The sequence below is a fragment of the Colwellia psychrerythraea genome, assembly GCF_000764185.1.
GTDB lineage: Bacteria > Pseudomonadota > Gammaproteobacteria > Enterobacterales > Alteromonadaceae > Colwellia > Colwellia psychrerythraea_B.
The window spans coordinates 64,165-87,984 of sequence record NZ_JQEC01000021.1; the positions used below are offsets into that span (position 1 = coordinate 64,165).

At 36.4% G+C, this 23,820-nt stretch carries 21 protein-coding genes and 3 pseudogenes; 20 read left to right on the plus strand and 4 right to left on the minus strand.

Annotated features, from left to right (window positions below; all coding sequences use genetic code 11):
* The first annotated feature begins 88 nt into the window (after nucleotides 1–88).
* The 14 genes and pseudogenes from GAB14E_RS13230 to GAB14E_RS13170 all read left to right on the plus strand — a co-directional run bounded on the left by GAB14E_RS13230 (nucleotide 89) and on the right by GAB14E_RS13170 (nucleotide 11,615).
* Nucleotides 89–307, plus strand: a complete 219-nt coding sequence (locus GAB14E_RS13230; RefSeq protein ID WP_033082040.1) for a DUF6500 family protein — start codon at nucleotides 89–91, stop codon at nucleotides 305–307.
* Between the two features lie 128 nt (nucleotides 308–435).
* Entirely contained in the window at nucleotides 436–756 is a 321-nt protein-coding gene (locus GAB14E_RS13225) for a hypothetical protein (RefSeq protein WP_033082041.1), read from the plus strand.
* A 115-nt stretch (nucleotides 757–871) separates the two neighbouring features.
* Entirely contained in the window at nucleotides 872–1,468 is a 597-nt protein-coding gene (locus tag GAB14E_RS13220) for a glutathione S-transferase family protein (protein ID WP_033082042.1), read from the plus strand.
* Nucleotides 1,469–1,588: 120 nt separating this feature from the next.
* The gene (locus tag GAB14E_RS13215) at nucleotides 1,589–1,975 is read left to right on the plus strand and encodes a tautomerase family protein (RefSeq protein ID WP_033082043.1); all 387 of its coding nucleotides are present in this window, start codon (nucleotides 1,589–1,591) and stop codon (nucleotides 1,973–1,975) included.
* 537 nt (nucleotides 1,976–2,512) lie between these two features.
* The gene (locus tag GAB14E_RS13210) at nucleotides 2,513–2,893 is read left to right on the plus strand and encodes a hypothetical protein (RefSeq protein WP_033082044.1); all 381 of its coding nucleotides are present in this window, start codon (nucleotides 2,513–2,515) and stop codon (nucleotides 2,891–2,893) included.
* Nucleotides 2,894–3,074: 181 nt separating this feature from the next.
* On the plus strand, nucleotides 3,075–3,872 hold the full coding sequence (locus tag GAB14E_RS24085; protein ID WP_052093635.1) for a LytTR family DNA-binding domain-containing protein: 798 nt from the start codon (nucleotides 3,075–3,077) through the stop codon (nucleotides 3,870–3,872).
* Between the two features lie 151 nt (nucleotides 3,873–4,023).
* The gene (locus tag GAB14E_RS13205) at nucleotides 4,024–4,770 is read left to right on the plus strand and encodes an ABC transporter ATP-binding protein (protein WP_081967788.1); all 747 of its coding nucleotides are present in this window, start codon (nucleotides 4,024–4,026) and stop codon (nucleotides 4,768–4,770) included.
* Complete coding sequence (locus tag GAB14E_RS13200) at nucleotides 4,760–7,234, plus strand: ABC transporter permease (RefSeq protein ID WP_033082045.1); 2,475 nt, start codon at nucleotides 4,760–4,762, stop codon at nucleotides 7,232–7,234. Before GAB14E_RS13205 ends, GAB14E_RS13200 begins: the two co-directional genes overlap by 11 nt.
* 138 nt (nucleotides 7,235–7,372) lie before the next feature.
* A pseudogene (locus GAB14E_RS13195) lies at nucleotides 7,373–7,694 on the plus strand (transposase); the annotation flags it as partial.
* A pseudogene (locus GAB14E_RS25680) lies at nucleotides 7,684–8,076 on the plus strand (transposase); the annotation flags it as partial. The pseudogenes GAB14E_RS13195 and GAB14E_RS25680, both read left to right, overlap by 11 nt.
* A 265-nt stretch (nucleotides 8,077–8,341) precedes the next feature.
* Nucleotides 8,342–8,701 (plus strand): VOC family protein, encoded by a 360-nt coding sequence (locus GAB14E_RS13185; protein WP_033082048.1) that lies wholly within the window; start codon nucleotides 8,342–8,344, stop codon nucleotides 8,699–8,701.
* Nucleotides 8,702–8,988: 287 nt separating this feature from the next.
* Nucleotides 8,989–9,414 carry a GNAT family N-acetyltransferase gene (locus tag GAB14E_RS13180; protein WP_052093636.1) on the plus strand — a complete coding sequence of 142 codons (426 nt, stop codon included), beginning with the start codon at nucleotides 8,989–8,991 and terminating at the stop codon, nucleotides 9,412–9,414.
* A 677-nt stretch (nucleotides 9,415–10,091) separates the two neighbouring features.
* Nucleotides 10,092–10,550, plus strand: a complete 459-nt coding sequence (locus GAB14E_RS0122880; protein WP_331386596.1) for an alpha/beta hydrolase family protein — start codon at nucleotides 10,092–10,094, stop codon at nucleotides 10,548–10,550.
* A gap of 705 nt (nucleotides 10,551–11,255) precedes the next feature.
* A complete protein-coding gene (locus GAB14E_RS13170; RefSeq protein WP_033082051.1) occupies nucleotides 11,256–11,615 on the plus strand; it encodes a VOC family protein in 360 nt (119 codons plus the stop codon).
* A gap of 320 nt (nucleotides 11,616–11,935) precedes the next feature.
* Here GAB14E_RS13170 and GAB14E_RS13165 read toward each other — a convergent pair whose 3' ends face one another.
* From GAB14E_RS13165 to GAB14E_RS25280, 3 genes and pseudogenes are all read right to left on the minus strand, one after another.
* Complete coding sequence (locus GAB14E_RS13165; protein ID WP_033082052.1) at nucleotides 11,936–12,892, minus strand: hypothetical protein; 957 nt, start codon at nucleotides 12,890–12,892, stop codon at nucleotides 11,936–11,938.
* Nucleotides 12,893–13,172: 280 nt separating this feature from the next.
* Nucleotides 13,173–13,655, minus strand: coding sequence for a hypothetical protein (locus GAB14E_RS13160; protein WP_156115710.1), 483 nt, complete (start codon nucleotides 13,653–13,655; stop codon nucleotides 13,173–13,175).
* A 423-nt stretch (nucleotides 13,656–14,078) separates the two neighbouring features.
* A pseudogene (locus GAB14E_RS25280) lies at nucleotides 14,079–14,222 on the minus strand (IS110 family transposase); the annotation flags it as partial.
* A 260-nt stretch (nucleotides 14,223–14,482) separates the two neighbouring features.
* Here GAB14E_RS25280 and GAB14E_RS24815 point away from each other — a divergent pair.
* From GAB14E_RS24815 to GAB14E_RS13145, 5 genes are all read left to right on the plus strand, one after another.
* Nucleotides 14,483–14,893 (plus strand): hypothetical protein, encoded by a 411-nt coding sequence (locus tag GAB14E_RS24815; RefSeq protein WP_156115711.1) that lies wholly within the window; start codon nucleotides 14,483–14,485, stop codon nucleotides 14,891–14,893.
* Between the two features lie 245 nt (nucleotides 14,894–15,138).
* The gene (locus GAB14E_RS13155; RefSeq protein WP_033082054.1) at nucleotides 15,139–16,077 is read left to right on the plus strand and encodes a hypothetical protein; all 939 of its coding nucleotides are present in this window, start codon (nucleotides 15,139–15,141) and stop codon (nucleotides 16,075–16,077) included.
* 44 nt (nucleotides 16,078–16,121) lie between these two features.
* Nucleotides 16,122–18,566: a PKD domain-containing protein gene (locus tag GAB14E_RS25505; RefSeq protein WP_033082055.1), complete on the plus strand. Its 2,445-nt coding sequence runs from the start codon at nucleotides 16,122–16,124 to the stop codon at nucleotides 18,564–18,566.
* Nucleotides 18,567–19,113: 547 nt separating this feature from the next.
* A complete protein-coding gene (locus tag GAB14E_RS24090; RefSeq protein ID WP_414734061.1) occupies nucleotides 19,114–19,416 on the plus strand; it encodes a GNAT family N-acetyltransferase in 303 nt (100 codons plus the stop codon).
* A gap of 321 nt (nucleotides 19,417–19,737) precedes the next feature.
* Complete coding sequence (locus GAB14E_RS13145) at nucleotides 19,738–20,070, plus strand: PBPRA1643 family SWIM/SEC-C metal-binding motif protein (protein ID WP_033082056.1); 333 nt, start codon at nucleotides 19,738–19,740, stop codon at nucleotides 20,068–20,070.
* A 180-nt stretch (nucleotides 20,071–20,250) separates the two neighbouring features.
* Here the strand turns inward: GAB14E_RS13145 and GAB14E_RS13140 are convergent, their stop codons facing one another.
* A complete protein-coding gene (locus GAB14E_RS13140; RefSeq protein ID WP_052093638.1) occupies nucleotides 20,251–22,602 on the minus strand; it encodes a TonB-dependent receptor in 2,352 nt (783 codons plus the stop codon).
* A gap of 158 nt (nucleotides 22,603–22,760) precedes the next feature.
* Here GAB14E_RS13140 and GAB14E_RS13135 point away from each other — a divergent pair, with 158 nt between their 5' ends.
* Nucleotides 22,761–23,804, plus strand: a complete 1,044-nt coding sequence (locus GAB14E_RS13135; RefSeq protein WP_033082057.1) for an AraC family transcriptional regulator — start codon at nucleotides 22,761–22,763, stop codon at nucleotides 23,802–23,804.
* Nucleotides 23,805–23,820 lie beyond the last annotated feature (16 nt).

Consider the following 23,820-nt stretch of genomic DNA (forward strand, 5'->3'; position numbering starts at 1 on the left):
TATAGATATGACAGAATATTACCGTTTTTAAAAGTAACATTAAACGCTAAATTGAGATAGCACAGTGAGTTGAAAAGGAAAGTAAAGGATGCGTAAGAATTTACAAGAGAAGATCATTAACGTGTGTGATAAAAAAATAGAACAAAAGGGCGCTAATGTCGGTTTATCATTTTATGCTTTTTTTGCCAATAAAAATGATGATCCTGAATTATTGATGGAAGCCGCTACATGGTGGATCATAACTCATAAATTGGATCATTTTGAAAAAGCCTTGAAAATAAAAACACTAGTGATGACTGAGCTATAAGCTGCTTTATCTGATTTTCTACACACAGTAATACTTAATTCATAGTCAGTAATTAAATTGGCATGCTGATATCAGCATAGCTATGTTAGCAAGCAAGTATATATAAATGAAATATTAGAAGGTACCACTTGAAAAATACACTTAAAAGTATTCAATATGGCATGTTGGACTGTATTGAAGGAGAAGAAGAGCCGGCTTACACCGCTGATGATGTTACAGCTTGTATAACACTGCTACTCGAATTCATGTCTACTATGGAGTCGAGTGAACAAACCATTACCACGTCTACAGATCATGTTGACACGTTAATAGTGTCACTTAACACCTTAAACGAAGAGTGTCATAACGACTTAATTGCCGCGGATGAGCGTGAAGAAATTAGACAATTTATTGAAAAAGTGCTTTTGTCGGCGCAAGTGGAAATGACAATGGCTGTGTGGCCGGAGTAGGCTATTTTATTCAAATAGCTGATACACCGTTGTAGGGTTTATTTATCACTATTTTAACGAGCATTATCAGTAATTAAATCTCAGCAAGTATTAAGGTATCACTAAGGACTATACATTGAAAATATACGCAGATATCCAGTCAGGAAATTGTTATAAAATCAAACTTTTAACATCACTTTTATCGATTGAACATGAGTGGATTGAGGTTGATATTATGGCGAATGAAACCCTTAGCGAATCATTTTTGAAAAAGAACGCCAATGGTAAAATCCCCTTGCTTGAGCTTGACGATGGACGTTTTCTGTCTGAATCGAACGCCATATTAAATTACCTTGCTTCGGGCACTTCATTAGTAGGGGATACTAGTTTCGCTTATGCAAAAATACAGCAATGGCAATTTTTTGAACAATATAGTCACGAACCCTTTATAGCCGTTGCGCGGTTTATTGCCAAATATCTTGGTTTACCAGAAGACAAAAAAGCTGAGTATGATGCTAAACAAGCAGGGGGGCATAAAGCGCTTAAAGTAATGGCAGAGCAATTGCAAAAAACGCCATACCTTGTTGGTGATCACTTAACGACTGCTGATATATCTCTTTATGGTTATACCCATGTAGCAAATGAAGGCGGATTTAATCTTGCTCAATATCCCGCCATTGAACAATGGATTAGTCGTATTCAGTCGCATCCTAAGTATGTTGGTATGGAGTAATGGTTAAATAAACGGTTTCTGAAAGGTAGAGCGAGAAAGAGCGGTTATCAGCTCATTATAATTAAAAATGGCCTTAACATAGGGCTCTGTGCAAAAGTAATAATAAAAGGAAGTAACACGATGATCGTCATCTATGGAATCAAAGAAAACCTTAATCCCATTAAAGCAAAATTCTCTGATGTTATACATCAATCAATGCAATCCGTATTTGGTATGCCTGAAGATAAACGCGCTCATCGATTTATTCCCATGGATAAGTCAGACTTTTATTATCCGGGCGGTCGCTCAGATAGTTACACTGTTATTGAAATTAATATGATGGCAGGAAGAAAAATCGAAACTAAAAAAGCATTAATAAAATCGTTGTTTGCTGGTATTGAAGCACAATTAAATATATTACCTGTGGATATAGAAATTATTATCAAAGAACAACCAAATCATTGCTGGGGCTTTCGCGGTATAACCGGTGATGAAGTGACTGACTTAAAATATCTCATTAACGTGTAAACCAATACTTTTGGGTTTTCATGAATTATGAGAAATCTTGAAATGTATATTCTGGGCTATAGCCAGATTGGATGAAATAATTAAAGTTCATGCGTCAAAAGTTCTGAATAAATTACGACAAACGTCACAAATAGCAAGAAAATAATGGCAACAAGCTGTGCACAAAAGACATTACAGTTATAGGTTGGTTTTTTTTAGCAGCAGCCAAACAAATGTATTGTTGCTATATGGATAATGAAAGTGTTTTTATATAACTTTATATGTTAAAGACTTTATTTGATAGTTCAAACTAATCTAATATTAGTTCATTAGGGGGCTGTATGTTTATACAGTCTTTGGTGTTTATATCTGTTTGCGTGAAATAAGGCATAAAGCTGTATTCACACATAAACCAGTTTGTTGGTTTTTGTAACTTATTGATTGAATGTTCGTTGTAAGTTATTGTGATTTTATAAAAAAATGAAAGGTGACAAAATGTCATGTTTAAACATGACATTTTGTCACCTAATAAGCTGTAATGTTGTACAGGATGTATTCATGGAAATTAGTAAAATTAAACATAGAAAAGTTATTGAAACCACTCTGAAAGTTTATTATAAAAAATTTATTTATTCTGAAAGTTCATTAATCAAAATAAACTGTAAACTTGTATCCGCTAATCTAGGAATTGATGAAAGGATATATCGGCACCTCATTGAATATCACTATAATAAAAAGTTTGGGATGAAAAATAATGAAGGAAAAACAATAGACATATTTACTTTGAAGAAAGAATATATGTACGTAAATTACCCTTTGTTGGTTTCAATTAATGCTGATCTTCAATTAGAAAATAATAAGTTCCTACTCCCTATATGGATATCTAGTGCCGCTTTAGTTGTTGCTGCCATAGGAGTTTGGGTTAAGTTTACAACATAAGGCATTTAAACGGAACAAGTGGTATTAATAAAAACGGAGTGTATAGTTTCAATTATGAATATGAATATGAATATTCAAATATTTATTAACAATTTTGCGCTTCTCATACTCTTTACAGGCTTAACTTTTTAGCTCATTATCCAAAGAATTTATAATTCTCTCAATTATTATTGTATTTTTGATGAACAAACTAATTACCAGATATAAAACCCCATTGTTTACCATCAGTTTTTGGCTTATCGCAAGCCTGGTATTACTTGCTGAGCGTTATCAGATTGCTCAACATCATTTGAATGTTGCCTACACCCGACATGTTTACCTTTGGTTAATAGGTACTCTGGTGAGTTTCGCTATGCTAAGTGTTTTTAGCAGTGAATTATGGAAAGTTGCGTTTAACAGATCAATATGGCAGATTCTCGTCAGTTGCCTAGCAGCAATTATTACCGCACTTTTGTTAAACCCAATGCTTTATTTGATGGCAGGTCATGATCTTCAAAATGTACTGGTAGAAGTACTTTCTACAGGTACATTATATTTTTTTCTTTTTTATTGGTTATGGTCTGTTTTGTACCTTAAATGGTCTTCAAGTCCAAAGTCGGTAGTAGCAACGAAAAACTTATCGCAAGAAAACACCCTTAAGTCACCTGACAATCAAGTTTTTAATGTTGATAAAATGGGAGAAAAACGACTGCTAAAGGATTTTGATATCTGTTATATCAAAGCCAATGGTGATTATGTTGAGTTAATCACAGAAAACAACAGTTACATCATCAAAAATACACTCAAGAAAATTGAGAAACAACTCAATAATACCTACTTTAAAAGAGTTCATCGTTCCACTATTGTTAATTGTAATAAGATCAAAAGAGTTGTAGCTAAGCAAGGAGGTGCTTTTGAAATGACCTTAAATGGCAACCATGTAATATTGTCCAGCCGTTCTTACAAAATGGTAGTTGAGGGTTTATACCCTACAGCCTGACCTAGATTTTTAAATCATTATTACTTCTCCTCATCGATGGCCAGTGTCACTCATCGATAAATACAGCTTGTAAACTAACACTTCTTGTACCTTCTAGTTGTCTTTGCCATTTTGTAATCTGACAAACACCTTCACTAGCAAAGGCTCAAAAATGACCACGAGAATTAGTTTTAATAATATTGAAAAGGTATATAGCACGGGGGCCGGAAAGTTTAGTGCGCTATCACCATTAAGCTTAACTTTTAACGCAGGTGATTTCATTGGCCTGATCGGGCATTCAGGCAGTGGAAAATCAACACTACTTAATTTACTCAGCGGTATTGATCATCCCACAAACGGCAAAGCGATAATTGAAGGACAAGACATTGGAAAATTATCCGAAGGAAAACTGGCTAGATTTCGCGGTATAAACATAGGTATTGTCTTTCAATTTTTTCAATTAGTACCAACATTAACTGTGCTCGAAAATGTTGTATTAGCGATGGATTTGGTCAGTGTTATTCCCAAAAGTTTAAGAAAAGACCGTGCGTTAATGTTACTAGAGCAGACAGGCGTAAGAAGACATTATGACAAATATCCAGCTAAGTTATCTGGAGGCGAGCAGCAACGAGTTGCTATCGCACGAGCACTTGCTAATGATCCAAAAATTCTAGTAGCTGACGAGCCAACGGGCAATTTAGATAGTGAGAACAGTGAACTCATTATGTCGATATTTGAAGAATGTGCCAAAGATGGCTGCTTGGTCATAATTGCGACTCATGAACAGGATCATCAATCTCGGTTTTCTCGCGTGTTGACCCTAGGAGACGGTATTTTACAAAACGACATATTGAAGCCAACTTTTAATACTAAGGCTAGTGATAATTCATTAAAAGAAGGACTTGCTCATGTCTCTTAGTATACTTAAAAAGATATGGCGCGATTTAACTGAGCGAAAAGCTCGAACCATACTCACCATAGTAGGTTTGCTCGTAGGTCTTTGGGGAGTTGGTAGTGTTGTGGTTGCTTGGCGGGTACTCGATAATGATTTGTCTGAAAACTTCACCTCAACTAATCCTCCAGCGATTATTTTAACACTGAAAAGTAAGCCAAATCAGGACTCAGATGAGGTTTTACCTATTAAGAAACTTGCCAGGGTACAAGGTGTTGCTGCGATAGAGAATCGTCCTATATTTAGGGCTAGACTGGAGATTTATCAAGATTACTGGCTGCCTGTTGCATTTTGGGTCGTGGATGACTTTAGCCAAATGAAAGTAGGAAAAATATTCACTGAAAGCATGGTGGAAATTCCACCTAAAAATAGTTTTTTCATTGAACGTGATGGTTTGTTATTAGCAAACTGGCGATTTAAAATGCGAGTTACTGGTGCCGATCCTCATAAGATAGCAAGAGGTCCCCATGGAAAACCAGTGGTGATAGATCCCAATGATATGACTTACTTTGGTGACAAGCCAATAAGTTTACGACTAAAAGGTGGGCAACAAGTCAAAGTGGAATTATCAGGTATAGTACATGATCCTGCACAGGCTCCTTCACGAATGGAACAGTTGCTTTATGGCTATATAACACCAGATACAGCTAAGTTATGGACGGGTGGAAATTTAGTTGACCGGCTTCTAGTAATTCCAGCGCATGGTTACGGTGATGCTGCCAGCGTTCGCCAAATATCAGTAAGACTCGAAGCACAGCTCAATGAATTAGGCTATCAGGTTACTAAAACTAGTTTTCCATCAACCACAGAACATAAGCATCAATTCCAAATGAATTCGATTCTATTCCTGTTAACAGGAATAGGATTATTGGCACTTTTGGTCAGTGTGGTATTAGTATTGAATTTGATCAACGGTATATTGACCAGTCAAGTAAAGCAGATAGGGATCTTAAAGGCCATAGGTGCCACCAATATCCATATTGCTAGTATTTATTTGGGTTCTATGATGATATTAGGAATGATTGCCAGCCTTATTGCCATCCCTCTGGCAGTCTATAGTGGCTATGTGATCTCGGCAAAACTCGCAGCCTTTCTCAATTTTAATATCTTAACTACAGAGCTACCGCTTTCATTTCTGTTCATACTTTTACTTGTTGGAACACTCCTACCTATGATCGCAGCCCTTGCTCCGATAAAACGCTGGACTCAGGTTTCTGTTATCAGCGCCCTTCAGCATGCAGAAGCTACTAGTAGTAAAAATAGAATTAACTTAACGCTGCCATTGCCTATTAATTTAGTCATGGGTATAAAAAATGCTTTTAGAAAACCAAGACGGTTGCTGTTTACTGCTGCAACAGTGGCTATAGGACTTATCACCTTTATGTTGGCAATGAATACCAGTACTTCATTATTGTATACCGCTGAGCAGGAAGAATTACAAAAACGCTATGATCTCTTTGTCTTGTTTGATCAGCCAATCAAGGCCAACCGCGTTGACTGGATAGACAAATTTGGCATAGTAGATCATGTTGAAACATGGAAGGTCAAACCCGTAACACTAACCAATCTCAACGGCTTGGGTAATAAGGTGAGACCACTTAAACTCATTCCTACTGCAAGTAAAGTGATGCAGCCTTTTATGCTTGCTGGGAACTGGCTAAATCCAGAACAAGCCGGTGGTGTGGTAATTAACCAACGGATCAGTTATGACCATTCTGAATATAGAGTGGGTAATATGCTGGATGTGCTGATTAATAATATTCCGATGAAATTACCTATCATTGGTATTATGAAAGAATTTGGTGGTGCAAGTATCTACATGCGAGAGATCGATTTTCGTCACCATTTCCCAAACACAGATCAGTTAATCAATTCAGCTTTTATTACCTTAAAAGAACCAAATGAAAAAACGTTGACGGAATTAAAAAAACTGTTGGATCAACATTTCAGTTTAGCTGGTGTCGGCGTTGCAGATATGGCATCAGCTAAAAGGGCCAGTCGTGTGATACGCGGTCATTTGGATGTAATTGTTTCAGCTTTATTACTTCTCGCACTGCTAATGTTGTTTGTTTCAACACTGGGTATGGCCTCGGGTATATCAACGAGTATCGTCGAACGTACCCGTGAAATTGGCATTTTGCGAGCGATTGGCGGAAAACCTTCAGCCATAGCGAGCATATTGTTGACGGAATCCATGACAATGGCATTTATTGGTTGGCTATTTGCTTTACTACTTTCGCAACCAACGAGCAAGTTGATGACCGAATACTTTGGTACGGCTTTGGTTGAATATCCATTTGATTACATGGGTTCTATTGAGGAAATTTACCTTAGTTTATTCGGTACTATTATCTTAGTTATTTTGGCAACGATTGGCCCAATATATAGTGCCAACAAGTACTCTGTTCAAGAAGCGATAAGCTACGAATGATTATTTATTACGGATATTCTGATCTTTATCTTAGATAAAATTATTGCTTTTATGTCTGACTGAAATTTAGGTATGAAAGCAATGTGATCTTCCCCCTATAAAACGGACACCAAAATCTAACTAAAGATGAGGTGTCTTATGCCCAAGTACAACTATCCAAGACGAACTTGGAAGTATTCATGCGACTTTAAAGTTAACGCTATTCAATTAAGTTATGTTGTTGGTGTCACAATCAAATCAGTTGGCGAAAAACTCGACATACACTCGTTTATGCTGTCACGATGGCGAAAAGAATATCGTGAAGGGAGCATTGTGGCTGGCCAATCAAAAGCCAAAAAAGTACTTACCAAAGAACAACAACAACTAGGACGTGAAAGTAAACAGCTCAAGGAGGAGCTGTATATCCTAAAAAAGTGGCTATTACGATTGGTGTGAACGTCAACCAAGTGCTAGAGCAGTTAGAAAAACAATTGAGTGAACTCAATACCCCAAACGCCTTAAGAGCGGCTAAGTTTACCGTCGACAGTGGTTTTCAAAGTGAGGTAAATCTTGAGTATATGACCACCACAGGGCTTGATACATATATAGCTGATACGCAATTTAGAAGTCGAAACCCCTTGTTTAAAGTGAGTGAGTGAGACCTATCATCCAGAAAAAGAAAAGCGCCGATTAAAACGCAGTAAAGGTAAACCAAGGCTATTTACTTCAGCGGATTTTCATCTTGATACAAATAAGCAGCAATGCCGATGTCCTGCGGGTATGACATGTGGTGTGGTGGCGAAAAAATTAACAGTACAGGACGTATTTACACCCGTTTCGTCGGTTATTTGAAGGACTGTAAAAACAACCTACTGTATTGCCTAGTTCATAATATTGAAGAGTTAAGAAATAGCCACATTACCCCCCATATTCCCTAGAAAATAGCCTCAGAAAAGGAAATAGGCGACAAACCAACCACCATTCAATGCGGAACGAAGTAAAAACCGCAAAAAACGTAAATGTTTTTGATTGTTAAAAAAAAATAATCCAGTTAGAGTATTTCGATTAAAAATAACATAAAAAACGAGTTATTCTACAGCCTCGTTATGGTGCAAAAGGATGTCACGCATGAAAAATCCATTAACTTTATTAGTTGTTAATAATCTTAAAGAGTCACTTCAGTTTTATACCAAAACTTTAGGCCTAATTTTAGTTGAAGAGCATGCTGATTGCATAAAGCTGAAAGCTGGTGAGCATGAAGTAATAATGTTTCAAGGAACAATGGGAGCAACACACTATGATCACGGATATAATTCAAACTCATCATTGGTGCTTACTGTAAGTAATTTAGATGAAAAAATTAACGAGTTAAAATCAAAAGGTGTTGTTTTTATACATAAATCACCAAATGAAAATAGGTGGGGTCGCTATGCAGCTTTTAAAGACCCATCAGGGATCGTAAATGAACTAATGGAATTTTTCACCTAACAGCAATTCAAACGGACAATGCTCTCTCATGCTTCGACAAGAGATAAATTCTTCATTGTTAGTTTGCTATCAGTTTTACAGGGAAAGTAGATAACAGATTCTGATAGTGTTGCGATTACAAAATTTAGAGTTTGTTGGAAAGCTAAAGTGGGGCGGTCAAGTCGCATCAAGTTCGCATAACTATAAGAACTTCAAGCGGGACTATTAACAGTTTGCTCAGTTTCGCTACGCTATACATTTCAGCAAACTATTATCAGCCCCTTAAATGGGCGTTAAATGGGCGTTAAATGGACAAACAGATGAACCTTGAAATTACTGATAGCCCCATCGCTAGTGATGATGAATTCATTGTAAAAAAATTACGTGATTACAACTCACAATTTATCGAGAATGACGGAAAGCTGTTGTCGGCTTATATTCGGGATACTGATGGTAATATTGTTGCTGGCTTAACCGGGAAAACATATTATCACTGGCTTCACATAGATTATTTTTGGGTACTTGAGTCCGATCGAAAAAATCAGCTTGGCTCTAAATTAATTTGCGCAGCTGAAGCCGAAGCAATTAAGCGAGGCTGCACTGGCGCAACCCTAGATACCTTTAGTTTCCAAGCGCTTGGATTTTACGAAAAACATGGGTATTCTGTTTTTGGTCAACCGCGTGGTAACTTTGGAAAACACCAACGCTATTATCTAGAGAAGCAGATTGGGTGAATCATTTAACAAGACGGTAACAATCGCCAGCAAGCTGGCTGGACTGCTAAATGCGTTACTTCGCAACAACGCGGCCTGTTACCTTGGCGTTACGTACTTCAAGGGAGCATGTGCAAATATCACTCTTAACTTCATTTTCAATCTTTATTTTCCTAACTGTCATACAGTATTTTGTGGGGATATTTATTACGAATACATTTAATTTCGATAAACATAAAATTATTACTGGTTTTCAATTTGTAATTACTTTATTTTGTATTTGGGTTTCGGCTTCACCTGCCAAGGAAACAATACAATTTAGTACAGGTATGTTTATCGCTTCCTATTTGATTTATGTACCATACTCATTTAAAAAGTCAGGCAGTACATAAGCCATTCAAGCAGGACTTTTAACAGTTGGATCGGTTCCGCTTCGCTTCACATTTTAGCCAACAATTTTTTGCCCATTATTAGGGCGTTAGCTACTCAGGAGAGTCAGTATCAAATTTTCGCTATTAATAAGTATTCTTTTTTCGTCATTATCTTTTGCCGGAGATATTTACGATAAATTCCCTGAACAAATTAATGCGAATGAAAAATATGTATTTTATTCGCATGGCTTTATTGTCGAAGGTACAAATCCTACTCCAAAAAATGAAAGGTGGGGAGTATATAAATTTCCTGCGATAAAAGAGTCATTGTCAGACAACGAATATAATTTGATCGCATATCACCGCTCAAAAGGTACAGACCCCTTTAAGCATGCTGAGCTATTAGCCAACAATGTTAGAGAGTTAATAAAGAGTGGAGTAGATGCTAATCATATAACTATTATAGGTTTTTCTCGTGGAGCTTTTATTACTAGTTTAACCTCTCATTATTTGGAAGAAACGCCTGTTAATACAGTCCTTTTAGCTGGATGTGGGCGTATCGTTTCAAAAAAATATTTTGATATTAAAATGAATGGTGATTTTTTGTCTGTTTATGAAACAACTGACGGTGCTAGTACATGTAAAAAACTTCAAGCTAGAAGTATTAACCTAAAATCATTTGAAGAAATTTCTATTTCCACAGGTAAGGAGCATGGTGCTTTTTATCGACCAATACCTGAATGGGTCATTCCCGTTAAGGATTGGATAAAAGGTAAGAGTAGCTAACAAACTGTTAAACAGGATATCGCTATTTTAACCAACTTTTTTAGCGTATTAATGATGCGTTGGTGTCGCTTATCAGCTAGTTGTACTAATTTAAGTATGGGTTGAACAATGGAATGTATTCACATGGAAAACTCTAAAAGGCTATCGAAAATATTCAAAATTTTCTTTCCGTCGCTAATTATAATCAGCATTATTTTCTTTCAATATTATCGCTACAGTATCGATACAATCGAAATATATGTCATTTCAAAAAATTCTGAGTGGGTCGATCTTTGTACTGAAAGCGGGTGCGTGGAATTTATTGAGTTTACTATCAAGAGCAAAGCTGAATCTTTTACAACGAGTGAAGATCTATTCAACCAATTAGAACCAAAAAATAGTTACTTAGTTGGCACTAAGGGATGGAATTCGTTCGGAACAAATCGTAAGCTAACCCAAGTGTATTAGCTAATTAATAAGGACAAAAAACAGCTGTCTGTTGTGCGTGCATCACACATTTAACCAGCTATTGTTTGTCGCTTAACGTGGCGTTGAGGCTGTAAAATAACTAATTCAGTCAAAACTACTAAAATTTTGTGCTCCGGTATCGAACTGTAGACGATTAACTCGATATAGGTAATGCATTTTCCACCCCGGTTTTAGGGGGTAATTGATAACAAACGAGTTATTCTACAGGCTCGTTATACGCTAAGGAGGCTTCAAGTTATGCCGTCAAATCTCAAATTGAATTATGTTGAATTTCCAGCAATAAATATTTCTGCAACAAAGCAGTTTTTTGAAAATGCGTTCGATTGGAAATTCGAGGATTTTGGACCTGATTATTCATCTTTTAATGATCAAGGCTTAAGTGGTGGATTCTACAAGTCTGATTTAACCTCTGTTGCAAGTAAGGGCGGGGCATTACTTGTCTTACTCAGTGAAGACTTAGAAAGTACACAGGCAATTGTTGAGCGTGTTGGAGGAAAAATATCAACACCAATTTTTTCATTTCCTGGAGGCCGTCGTTTCCACTTTATTGAGCCTAGCGGTAATGAATTTTCGGTATGGTCGTTAACAGGCACATAAGCTAATTAATAAAGACAAAAAAAGTAGGCTATTCGCTTCGGTCAGTTTTAGTCCACTACTTTTAGATTCTTATTGGGGCTTTGGCTTTCAATTCACAGGCTAAGTGCTTGTAATTTGTTCAAAGGCGCTGCCTATTTACTACATGTTAATTAACTCAAATTACAAGGAGGAAGTTTATCTACTGAACGGGTAAGTTATCGCATTAGCGATTAATTTGTTATCTAAAATCCTAAAAAGGGGAAAATAAAGAGATATTATCCCCTTTTTAAGTTCGGATGAAAGCATAATAATCCAGTCATTCAATGGTAAGGTATTAACGATTACTTTATTTTTTGATAACTCTCATAAGTAGCTAGCTGCTCATTGGTTAACAGTTGCTTTAAAGAACGTTGATGATTTTTCAACTGCTCAGAGTTCATCGCATTTGCTCTTTTTGCGTAAATACTGCCACTTGCTCCTAAAGGAGTATCTTGGCTTTTATTATAGCTTTCTTGGAATAACTGCTGAATTTGTTGCTTTTGATAATCGTCTAAAGTGGAAATTGCCATAGTTAATTCAGCTGTTTGATGATTAACTAATCGGTCAGTATTTTTTTGAGTCGTTTCATTTTCAAGCTGTTGATAGTTCGCCAGTTGTTCAGTATCAAATAAGTTGTTAAGTTGGTTATTATAAGACTCTTGATTTTCTGTAAGCTGATCATTTGCCAGCTCATTGAGGTAGGCTAACCTTTCTGGATCATAAACCTTTTTACTTTGTTTATTAAGTTCATCTAAATAAGGCTTCATCGAATCATGATCAGCCGTTGCTTTAGCTTTTAATAAGTCAGCAAAACCTTCACTTTCAGCAGGTGACAATGCTAAACGTGAGGTTAATTCTTCAACAACAGGTAATACCAACGTTGGTATTATTGTTGATTTAAAGTATTCGGGGGAATTTAACCATCGTTCTTTTTTGCTTTTTTCTGGTGTAATATGAGCAATAGCAGACTCTTTCATCTCATCAATCAAGGTATCTTGCTCAATTATTTGTGTGGTCAGTTGTTTAACTTGTTGCTGCAAAAGAATAAGGTCTCGGCTGTCGAGATCAATTTTACTCGATGAGAACGAATTACCAGCATCATTAGTCGAATGCTTATTTTGAACCATTAATTGCGGAGTCAATAAATTAATGGTTTGTCTTTGATTGTCTTCATTATTATTAAAGTAAATAGTTGAGCAAACAACACCTATAACAAGACCCATAATGGTAGATAGGGCATTTTTTTTAGTGAAAATCATACGAAATCTCTGGTTAATCAGTGCAGTACCCAGTTAAAAAATCACTTTACCTAGGGTTTATTAAAATATCAGTAGGAATTGAGTTATGTTTATTTTCAACCTATGTGAGGGCGATGCAACAATGGAGTGGTTGAGTTATTGAAAATAAATACAATTAGCATTACCTACTTAAAATGAAACCACAGCTGAGTGTTTTCTCTGTGGTTTTACATCAATTTTTTAATGCTGATAATGTCTGCTGTTATCAGCAGAACATTTTAAAATAAAAATTTAATTTAGCTTATGGCGGACCACCGGCGTCACAATCTCTTTCAGAAGTGCAAGGCACTCGAACAAGTCTTCTTTCAGTACCTATGACATCATAACCAATAATTCTTGTTTTTTCTTCAGAAACGACAGATTCAGAATTTAGTGAGATATTACCCGTATAGTATATCCAATCATTATGCCAGATACTTATCCGATTACCATTATTGTCATAACCAGATTCATACCAACTAAATAATTCAGACTCATGTAGATAGGTACTGGTAGGGCAGCTTACTATTCCATCAAAGGTATGAGCTTTATTATAGTATTTTTGAAAAGTTGGATTTCCAGCAGGGAAACCAGATACAAATAAATAACCATTGTAATAACAGCTAGTACGGCTTTCAATGTAGTTTTCATAAATAGGGGTTTTTATCTCAACATCCATCCAAACATATTTAAAACCATATTTTGGACCTGCTGATACAGCGAGGGTTAATAGCAATGTACTCACTACTAAGATTACTTTTTTTATCATTTTCAATTCCTTTTTGAGGGTTATTAATTTACTTGTACCACACAAATCAACAAGTTAACTTATTGCGAATCCATGCGCGCAGGGAATATATCATATACAATATATTTAAATCAATAAATTGTAACAACTTAATTTTGTAATGCGCTGAATTAAAAGTGAAAAGGTAAATTCGGCCTTTAAATAAAAATAGTGGATTTTTTCCAATAACTTTAAAGTCATGTGTGGCTCACTAAATTGAGTTTTATCGCTTTTAAATAGTTTTAAGGGCGATTAGGATCGATAATTTTATACTTGCGTTGTTAATTATTATACGGTCGTTATGTCTGAGTAGTGGACTTTAATCGTTGTTTTAGTGGTTTTCTCGCGTTAAATGGAGACCAAAATCTAACTAAAGATGTCGGCCCCTTTATTGTTAATATAGCCCAAGCTATGAAGCTCACTGATTAAATTAAACACCACCATATTACCCACATCAAGCACGCTCTTAATGATGCCATTTTGTATTTTATATTCTCCACATCTCGTAATTAACTTTTGTATTTTTATATATATTTATAGTTTCAAGTTAACTTAAAGTGAGTTGCCTTATGGTAAAAAACAAATTCTTTACAATATTTTAACGGTTACTTTACAAAAAAGTATAAGTATTTAGGTCAATGACTTAACTTGATTATTTTAATGTTTTCATTTAAAAACCGGCAACGTATCGGTTATATTGTATACAAGTTACCTGTATAAAATATAGACAGACTTGTTTTTGGTGTCTATGCTTAACGGTCAAAAATACATCGCTAGATAAGTTTATGATAATAACAAACAAAATGGATATTGTTTTACGGTCGTTAGATGTCTACATATCTAACTCTATTTGCTTAGGCGATAGAGAAATACATTGTATTTTTGTTTTGTTATTTTTATCTCATCATAATCAAATATATTCTATCGACATACGTAACCATAGAGACGGTGTTCTATTCAATACCGATCAAACTGAACAACTATGTTTATCAAGTTCTAATGAACAATTGTGTAAGTCATCAACAGCAATCAATTACAACGTTGTTCATATTATTTTTCCTGCTAATTCATCATTACCCGTTCTGAAAACTCTTAGTAATTTTTTACTCCCACGCCATGAAAAGTTGTATCTGAAATTACGAGTATCAAGTTTGTATTTGAAAATTGAAGCAGTAGCCAAGTCTGTGCTCATTTAACCCTGCGTCACTAAAAGCTATATAAATGCAGTTATAGAGCAAAGGAATAAAGACTAACTGACATTAAATGTGAGTGTTCATCGTATTAAGGGAAGGATCCTCACTAAATAACCTTACGGCTTGATAGCCAGGAATTTCTCGGCGTCATGTTGTTATTGAGAAAGTTTGAAATCATTCGGATTTTCTTAATAAAAAGGTAAACGAAGAAGGCAATAAAACAATAAAACTGTAATAGGAGAAGTAAAATGAAAAAACAATATAATATAAAGTTTTACAGCACTGTATTTCTGACGGTACTTCAAGTCGGATGTGGTGATCAGAATGCTAGCGATATTAATGATATTAGCGCCAATAATGATAGAGAAAGGCCTAATGTCAATACTAGCCAGGTAGTCACTCAACAATTAGACCCCATTGACTCTGCTACTGTGTCGAGCGTTATTGATTCGAAAAAAATACCTGTTTTGCAAAGTTTGATTAACCAAGCAGAACTTGTTTTTAAAGGTACGCTTATTGAAATAAGTAATGGAATATCAATTGAAAATATTCCCTATACTTTTATTACTTATAATGTGGATGATGTTATTTCTGGTGCCTATCAAGACTCGACTATTACGTTGAAATTTGTTGGTGGTGAATATGCCAATGGCAATAGATTAACCGCGTCTAATTCACCCAATATACAACTTGGCGAAGAGTCTGTGCTATTTGTTCAGCAAGGGTTGGATATTGGTTGTGATTTTGTTCAATGTGAAAATGGCCGTTTCCTGCTAACTGATGGAAAAGTTATTGCCGCGAATGAACAAGCAATAGTAGTCGATGACAATAATCGCATTGATTACATATCTTACGCTGCGCAAAGAGATGGACGTCACAAAGCTAGTTTAAAAAAACAGAATATTCCAAATTTCATTTCCCATTTGAAAGGTCTAGGCAAAAAATCTTTGAGCCAAAATAAGATCTTTAAAAATACAGATAAGCTCCTTCCTTTTAAGGGTTATGCAAGTTTAACCCAAGCTGGTCAAGCACCAGAGACACCTAAAAACATTCTGTCTAATAAATCGAACAAGGGTACTGCCAAAATTGCCACCGGAAGTCCGCACGATCAATGGGAAGTTGAACAACTTAAACAAAATGGAGGAGATCCTATTTTGAATTTGAGATCTCCATACGATCATAACTGATCATACCTTCACTTCTAATAAAATAATTAAAATGAGAAATAGATATGAAAATTATTCCATTATATAAAAAACTATCCGCTGCCACGATACTTATTGCACTTAGCGGTAATGTTATGGCGCATAAATGGTTGTATGACACTTGTGGTACTAATCAGCAGTGGTATACCAGTAGCATGACTTTTAACGCCAATCCAACAGGTTTTGATGGTCCACTTTATTCAAAGTGGCTTACTTCTTTTCAAGTAGCACTGGATCGGGTCAACGATACTCCCGCTAATTTTAATATGTATGTCAGGGTTGATAATGATCTTGATGTTTCTATTGGCAATGGCGAAAGTGAAATCTGGTGGGGCTCAGGTGTTTCGGCGGTTGAATACACCACAACCAGTTCATGTGGTGTTACCATCGAAACCGATATCATTTTTCATAATGATATCGGTAATACTATTCCTAATGGCGGTTATTTAAATGATATGAGCGACAAAACTCAGTTTAGAGGCTATGGCGACGAAAGACGATCCTTCGAAACAACGGCAATTCATGAAATTGGCCATGCACTTGGTTTAGGGCACGAAAATCGTTATTACAACATCATGGGCAATGATTACACACACTTACATACTACCGGTGACAATTCGTTGAAATCTTATGTCGGGGAAGATGCAACCAGTGGCCTGATGACGTTATACGGTAGCTCGAATCGACAAGATCTTTCTGTTGCCCAATGGCGACGTGTCGGTAGCTCTGGTGAATATAGTTCACATGCTCGTACACGTCTTTTTGACAGTAATGGTACTGTGTTAGCTTCAACAAAAGTTCAACCAAGCTGTATCAGAGATTATTGTGAAATGCGCCACGAAGTTGAGTTAGGGCAGCAAATTCAATTCGAAATGACACTTGAAAATAACGGGGAAGCTTCACAAACTGTTGAACTTGGTTACTATATTTCTACTAATGGCACAATAACCAACGCTGATACGCTCATAGGTACAGATAATGTTACGGTGACTCGAAATACACCCGATACCGTTATCAAATATGTCACCATACCGAACAATTTACTGCCCAATACAAATTATTATCTAGGGGTGATTATTGATAATGCTGGTCAGGTATCTGAATGGGCAGAAGATAACAATTCTAGCTATATTTATATACATACGGGTGCAGGAACGCAAGGCTCAGCGCCAGTGGCGCAGGCTAATGGTCCTTACAGTGCAGCACCTAATACCGCCATTATTTTTAGTAGTGCTGGTTCATTTGATTCGGACGGTACTATTTCTTCCTACGATTGGGATTTTGGTGATGGTTCAGTAAGTACGGCTGAAAATCCAAGTCATAGCTATACAGCGACAGGATCTTACAATGTGTCTTTAACGGTTACTGATAATTCAGGACTTACCGGTTTTGATTCAGCCATTGCAACGATTGGCACCACACAAACAAACTATTGCAATGTAACAGGTGGTGGTAGCTATGAACATATTGCGGGTGTTGCAGTTGGCGGTATTAACAATGTCTCATCACAAGAAAACTATGGTGACTTCACCAGCTTAACGGCTAATTTAACCAGTGGCACTAATAGTATTACACTCACACCAGGCTTTAGTGGTGGTTCTTATACCGAGCATTGGGGAGTTTGGATTGATTACAATCAAGACGGTGATTTTATCGATGCGGGTGAACAGGTAGTTTCTGGTCAAAGTGGTACCTCGGCGATTACGGCAAGCTTTACACCACCTTCATCAGCTTCTGGCTTGACTCGCATGCGAATTGGAATGCAATATAATCAAGCTGTTACGGCCTCTTGTACAAACATTCAAAACGGTGAATTTGAAGATTACAGCGTTATGTTTTCAAATGGAGGAGGTAATAAGTTACCGATTGCCAATGCGAATGGGCCTTACTCTGGGGCAGTTAATACTACAATTAACTTTGATAGTAACGGAACTGGGGATCCAGATGGGACCATCTTTTCATACCATTGGGATTTTGGCGATGGTAACAGTGCTAATACAGCAAATGCTAGTCATAGCTATAATTCAGCAGGGCCTTACACCGCAGCATTAACTGTGGTTGATAATCAAGGTGGGCAAAGTACAGACTCAGCAACTGTGACAGTCACTGATGGTTCAAGTAATGTACCTGATGCTTGTGCCACACAAGGATCAATCAGTGGCGGTTCACTGAGTGCTGGAAATGTAGAATGTTTAGCCAGCCAAGATACTATCTGGTTAAGTCTACCTGATGTAGATGGCTATAATAGTGTCGCAATTTCAAGTGGGAATGGCTCAGGAGATCTCAATATTGAATATAGTAATACAGGTTGGCCTAATGGCTCAAATGTATCTGCTAGTTCAAGTAATGCCGGTAATAGTGAATGTATTTATCTAACAAACCAAAGTGCATATTGGGGTTATATAAAAATATCAGGCACTGCTACAGGAGCCTCTATTGTGATGGATTTTGATACAGCAGGTTGTCGTTAGACCGAATAAATTATTTTAGAGTCAATATTATATGCCCGAAAGCGAAAGCTTTTGGGCATTTTTATGCGGTTTAGCATAACCCTTTGCAACACCAACACTTAATGCATCATTATCGTTGAATTGATAACTACTGAATGACTGGTTTTAAATGGGAGTCGATGCGGTCGTTTTTGGTTTTGTCACCTGCAGCATAGCGCTAACCTAGCGATGTAAGAGGGAGAAGAGGAGCAATGAGTCTAACTTGTTAAAAAATGAAAAATACCATTGGCTTTTACTCCTTTGTCACTTATTCTAGCCAATTATAATTTTCCGCTTACTGCGTCTATGCGTATAGGTATAGTTTGTGCTATTCGAAACCTTATCAGACAAATATTTAGACTTACTCTTGCAATTTGAATTGGAAAATAGGGAATGGTTTGAGTCATTGATTTCTTCTAGAGGTGATGCTTTTTATACCTATTAGGGTGTTAAAAGCCATATATCGGACTCAGTTTTACAAGCAACATTAGGGACGCAGTATTCTGCTGTTCTTATTGTTGATGATGCAATTGTGGCACGAGGAAACCTAAAAGAAATATGCATGGACAACAATAGTTGTTCAGTAGGATATCGCGTGGCAGAAAAACATGCCGGTAAAGGCTATGCTAGTTACTGCCTTACAGAGTTAATTCGGATTGCAAATAATTCATATCTAATTAACAAAGTAGAGGCACAAGTCTTGGATAATAATCCAGCGTCAATTACGGTATTAAAAAAGCAAGGTTTTTACATGTTGTTTCACGAACCAAATTTTACCGAGTTAAATGGTGTTAAATTAGGGTGTACAACTTTTAGGTGTGTATCCGCGTAGGTCATTAAAGCAGGACAAAATACAGTTGGGTTTCCTCCTTAGTCAGTGATTTTAACCAGCAATGACCGCTTTGAGGTATTAGTGTTCATACGGGAGGTTTATTTCAAAGGTTAGGAACAATCACAAACGTAACTAATATGTTAAACAGCTTCTATAAATATGCAGTTTTAGAGTTTTCACCATAAAATCTCATGCCTTTGCTCTAGAATAAAATAAAAGAGTAAATAAAAAGCCTGTCGGCTCATTCAATAGTCGACTATTTATCCCGTTACGTTATACTGCCGCGCTTAAACCAAGTATTTAATATTAGCGGAGAACATTATGCACGATCTTTATTATAAAGGACGTATCCACACCAGACATAACCATGTAACTACAGGTTATAATAATAAGCGTGCCGTTAAGCTTGGTAGTGAAAAACAGCCATTAACGTTAGTTGTTAATAGTGAAGCAAGAAAAATAGAAGTGGCCAAATTAGTTACTGATAATGACTTGTTTGCTGAAATTACTGTAGATAGCGCTGTTGAAGAAAATATTCTTGAGCTTGATGGTCTATTAAACAAGCCTACAACAACGCGTTTTGATAAAACGCCAAACCGTAATGATCCGTGTTCATGTGGTAGTGGCAATAAATATAAAAAGTGTTGTGGTTAATAACATATTATTAGAGTTATTTAACGATTTTAGTAAATACTATCCAGTAATTAACTCAATTACTGGATAGTCTTCACTCATTTAAGTGCCTTGATGACCTATAAAATAGCCTACTTATGAAAAATTACTCATCCTAGCTTAGCTAGGCGAGTAAATTCAAATGTAAAACCTTTATGTAGACTAAAAGTTATAATCAACTTGTATGCCATATACAGCGGGTCTGTCGACAAATCCATAAAACGTATCAGTACCAAAAGTACTACCAGATAGTGGGTTATTGCCCACATAAGTTAATACTTCTGCATTAGTCATATTTTTAGCAAACAACGCTATGTTCCACTTCTCACTTTCAAGGGCAATGCGCATATCTACTTTGTTGTAACTATCTACTTCATAAAGTGGATTTAAGTTAACATCAACATTTTGTTTGGCTGAGTGATATAGACCTAGCGTGGTTCTAAAATACTCAAAACCTAAAAATGAAATGTCAGTAAAGTAGTCAAAACCGATACTAGCGGTTATTTTAGGGGTGAATTGGCCCGACTTTCCAGTGTAATCACAAAGCTGGTTACCATCAGCGCCGATATCACCATCGGGTACTTGTCTACTATGACAATTGCCATTGGTAAAGTCGATATATTCATGATCTAAATACGCAATACCATATTGCATCGATAAACCATCATGTAATATCCAGCGACCTTCAACCTCGACACCTTGTACCACGGTTTCTTTTGCATTACCGACATTAAAACCGAGTACGCCATCAAACTGACTGACTTGTAAGTTGTCGTATTCAGTGCGATAAAGCGCTAAATTTATTTCTAAAGTATCATCTAGTATTAATGACTTTATCCCTAGCTCATAAGCCGTAGCTTCTTCTTCTTCAAACTCCCACGAATTGACATTATTGGCTCTGGCATCAAAGCCACCAGCTTTAAAACCAGTGGTAGCAGAAGCATAAGTCATAACATTGTTGGCTATTTTATAACTAACATTGATAAGTGGTGTGAAAGAGTTTTCATCACGTGTGCCTGTTAGGTTGTGACCCTGTGGAGATAACGGGCTCTGCTCACTTTGAATGCCAAAGACTGCGTCAAATAAAGCGGGGGACATAGGGTCTTGAGTAATTTCACCTGAATTTAAATCAGTAATATTCATTACTCGAGATGATGTTTTCTCTTCGCTGGTAAAGCGAGCACCCAAGGTAAGTGTTAAAGCGTCAGTAAAATGATAACGACCTTGAAAAAATGCTGACCACATATCGGTATCTAGCTGGTAGTTTCGACCAGCCGCTTGTCCGGTCATAGGCGCAAGTGCGCCACCTGAAACTAAACCTAAAACACTATTGCTCGGTATGTTGATATTATCATCAAAGCCAAGCTCACTAGTTTGATAAAATAAACCACCTAGCCAATCAAATTTTTCACCAATTGGTGAAACCAATCTTATTTCTTGGCTTAATTGTCGATATTCTTCATCAATAAATACTGAAAAAATAGGGGCCGCGGTATAGTCACAATCACAAGTTTCGACAAAGTCGTATGAGACAAAACCTGAAACTGAGGTGAGGGTGTAATCACCTAATTGGAAGTTAGCAGTCAGTGTGGCATTATTTAAGCTGTTGCTATTACTTTCTTCTGCATCAGCTTGACGTTCATAGTTCAGCTCACTTTCAGTTATTGCATTAGGGTGCCCTAAAGCCCCTAATATTTGACTGAATGTTGCACCAGGAATAGGGTAACCATCAAGGGCCGGCTCATCTCTAATGACTTCTATTTGTCTTCCGTTACCATCAAAATCATCACGTTCTACTTTAAATAGAAAATTCATGGTATCGCTTGGCTCCCACAATAAACTCAAGCGTACCGCGCTTTCATCACGAATTGTCTCATCGCGATCTTTAAAGGTATTGTCAATGTAACCGTCTTCTGAATAGTCTCTAACCGCTAATCTTGCAGATAATGTATCCGTTAATGCGCCAGATACCATACCGGTAAATTCTGTAGCACCTATGGTTGGTTGATACTGTACGCCAAGATGAATTTCGGTGTCTTGTGTTGGTTTAGCTGAGGATAAATTAAGCGCGCCAGCAACTGAGTTTTTACCAAACATGATGGATTGCGGACCCTTTAACACTTCTATTCTTTCTAAATCTAGAAAAGGCATACGTAGCAGTTGTTGACGGCCATAATGAATACCATCGATATATTGACCAACCGATTGTTCAAAACCTTGGTTATTACCTGTGCCAATGCCACGGATAAACATTTGGGTACTAATACCTGTTTCTGTCATATGTAGATTAGGCACTGAATATTGTAAGTCATCAATTTTTTCGATACTTTTTTCTTTTAAATCATCGCTACTTAGCACATTCATTGATATAGGTGTGTCTTGCGCATTTTCAGGTCTTTTTTGTGCAGTTACTTCAATTACTTCTAAAGCGACATGCTCTTGCGCGGTTGCCGCATTAATTGCTAAAGCACAGGCACTCAGGGTAAATATGCTTTTAATTGTTAAATTCTTCATGTTATTTAACTCTCTTATTATAATTATTATTAACCGTTTACATTAATAATATAAAGAGGAGTTATAGTGAAGATAAGGTTAAAAGCGGTCAATTTGCAGTGAAAAGTGGTCAATTTGATGGTTAACTGGTAACAAATAATACAAAATTGAATTTTAAAATGGTGTTAAATAATAATTTACCAACTCACTTTTCAGGTCAAGTCTTTGCCCATAAACTGAATTTTATTTCGACCACACTATTGAAGCATAATATTGATTTATCCCGTTTACTCAAAGGCACAAATATTGACCCACAAGGACTAGAAAGCCGTGAATATAAAATTCATAAAGATCAAGTAATCACTTTTTATCGTAATGTTTTAGCATTAAAAATTCCAGATATTAGTTTAATATTAGGTGCTTCGATAAAACCTCAAGATTACGGCTTATATGGATGTACTTTGTTATGCTGCAAAGGTTTGCGTGCAACATTAGAGTTTGCCATTAGTTATCACAACTTAGTCACTAAAACTGTCAATATGACACTGTATGATGATAAATCAGGGCAATCATACTTTCGCTTCGAAGATTTGTTACTTGTCAGCGACTTAGAAGAATTTAATATTGAGCTACAGTGTGTAATTGTTTTATCTTTAATTAGAGATTGTTTGAATAACGATAAATTTTCTTTTGATGGTTTAAGGTTTAATTTTAGCAAACCTAAACATCATCAAGGTTATGAAGATTTTTTCGCTTGCCCAATAACTTATAATACCCCTCATAATGAATTTGTTTTTAATAATGATAAATGGTCATTAAATACTCCGCAAAGTAATCCTTTAGCCATGCCTATCTTACTGAGTCAATGTGACATGGTGTTAAATTCTGTGGCATTAAAAAATGAATTTATAAGCACTGTAAATAAATGGGTAGCGACAAATATGCACAAAGAGCTTTGTGCTGAAAGCCTCGCGAGTGATTTATATCTAACTCCTAGAACGCTACGCAGAAAACTATCGGAGCAGGGCACAAGCTTTACTGGCATAGTGAAGGAGTTACGCTGTAGCGCCGCTAAGAAGTTAATTACTGAGACCCAATTAACCATTGAAGATGTTGGTTGTGCTATTGGTTTTAATGATGCTTCTAATTTCAGAGCCGCTTTTAAGAAGTGGACAGGACAAACGCCATCTAATTTAAGGCAGGTTGGTTTGTTAGCCAATTAGGTTGTATTTTAATCGT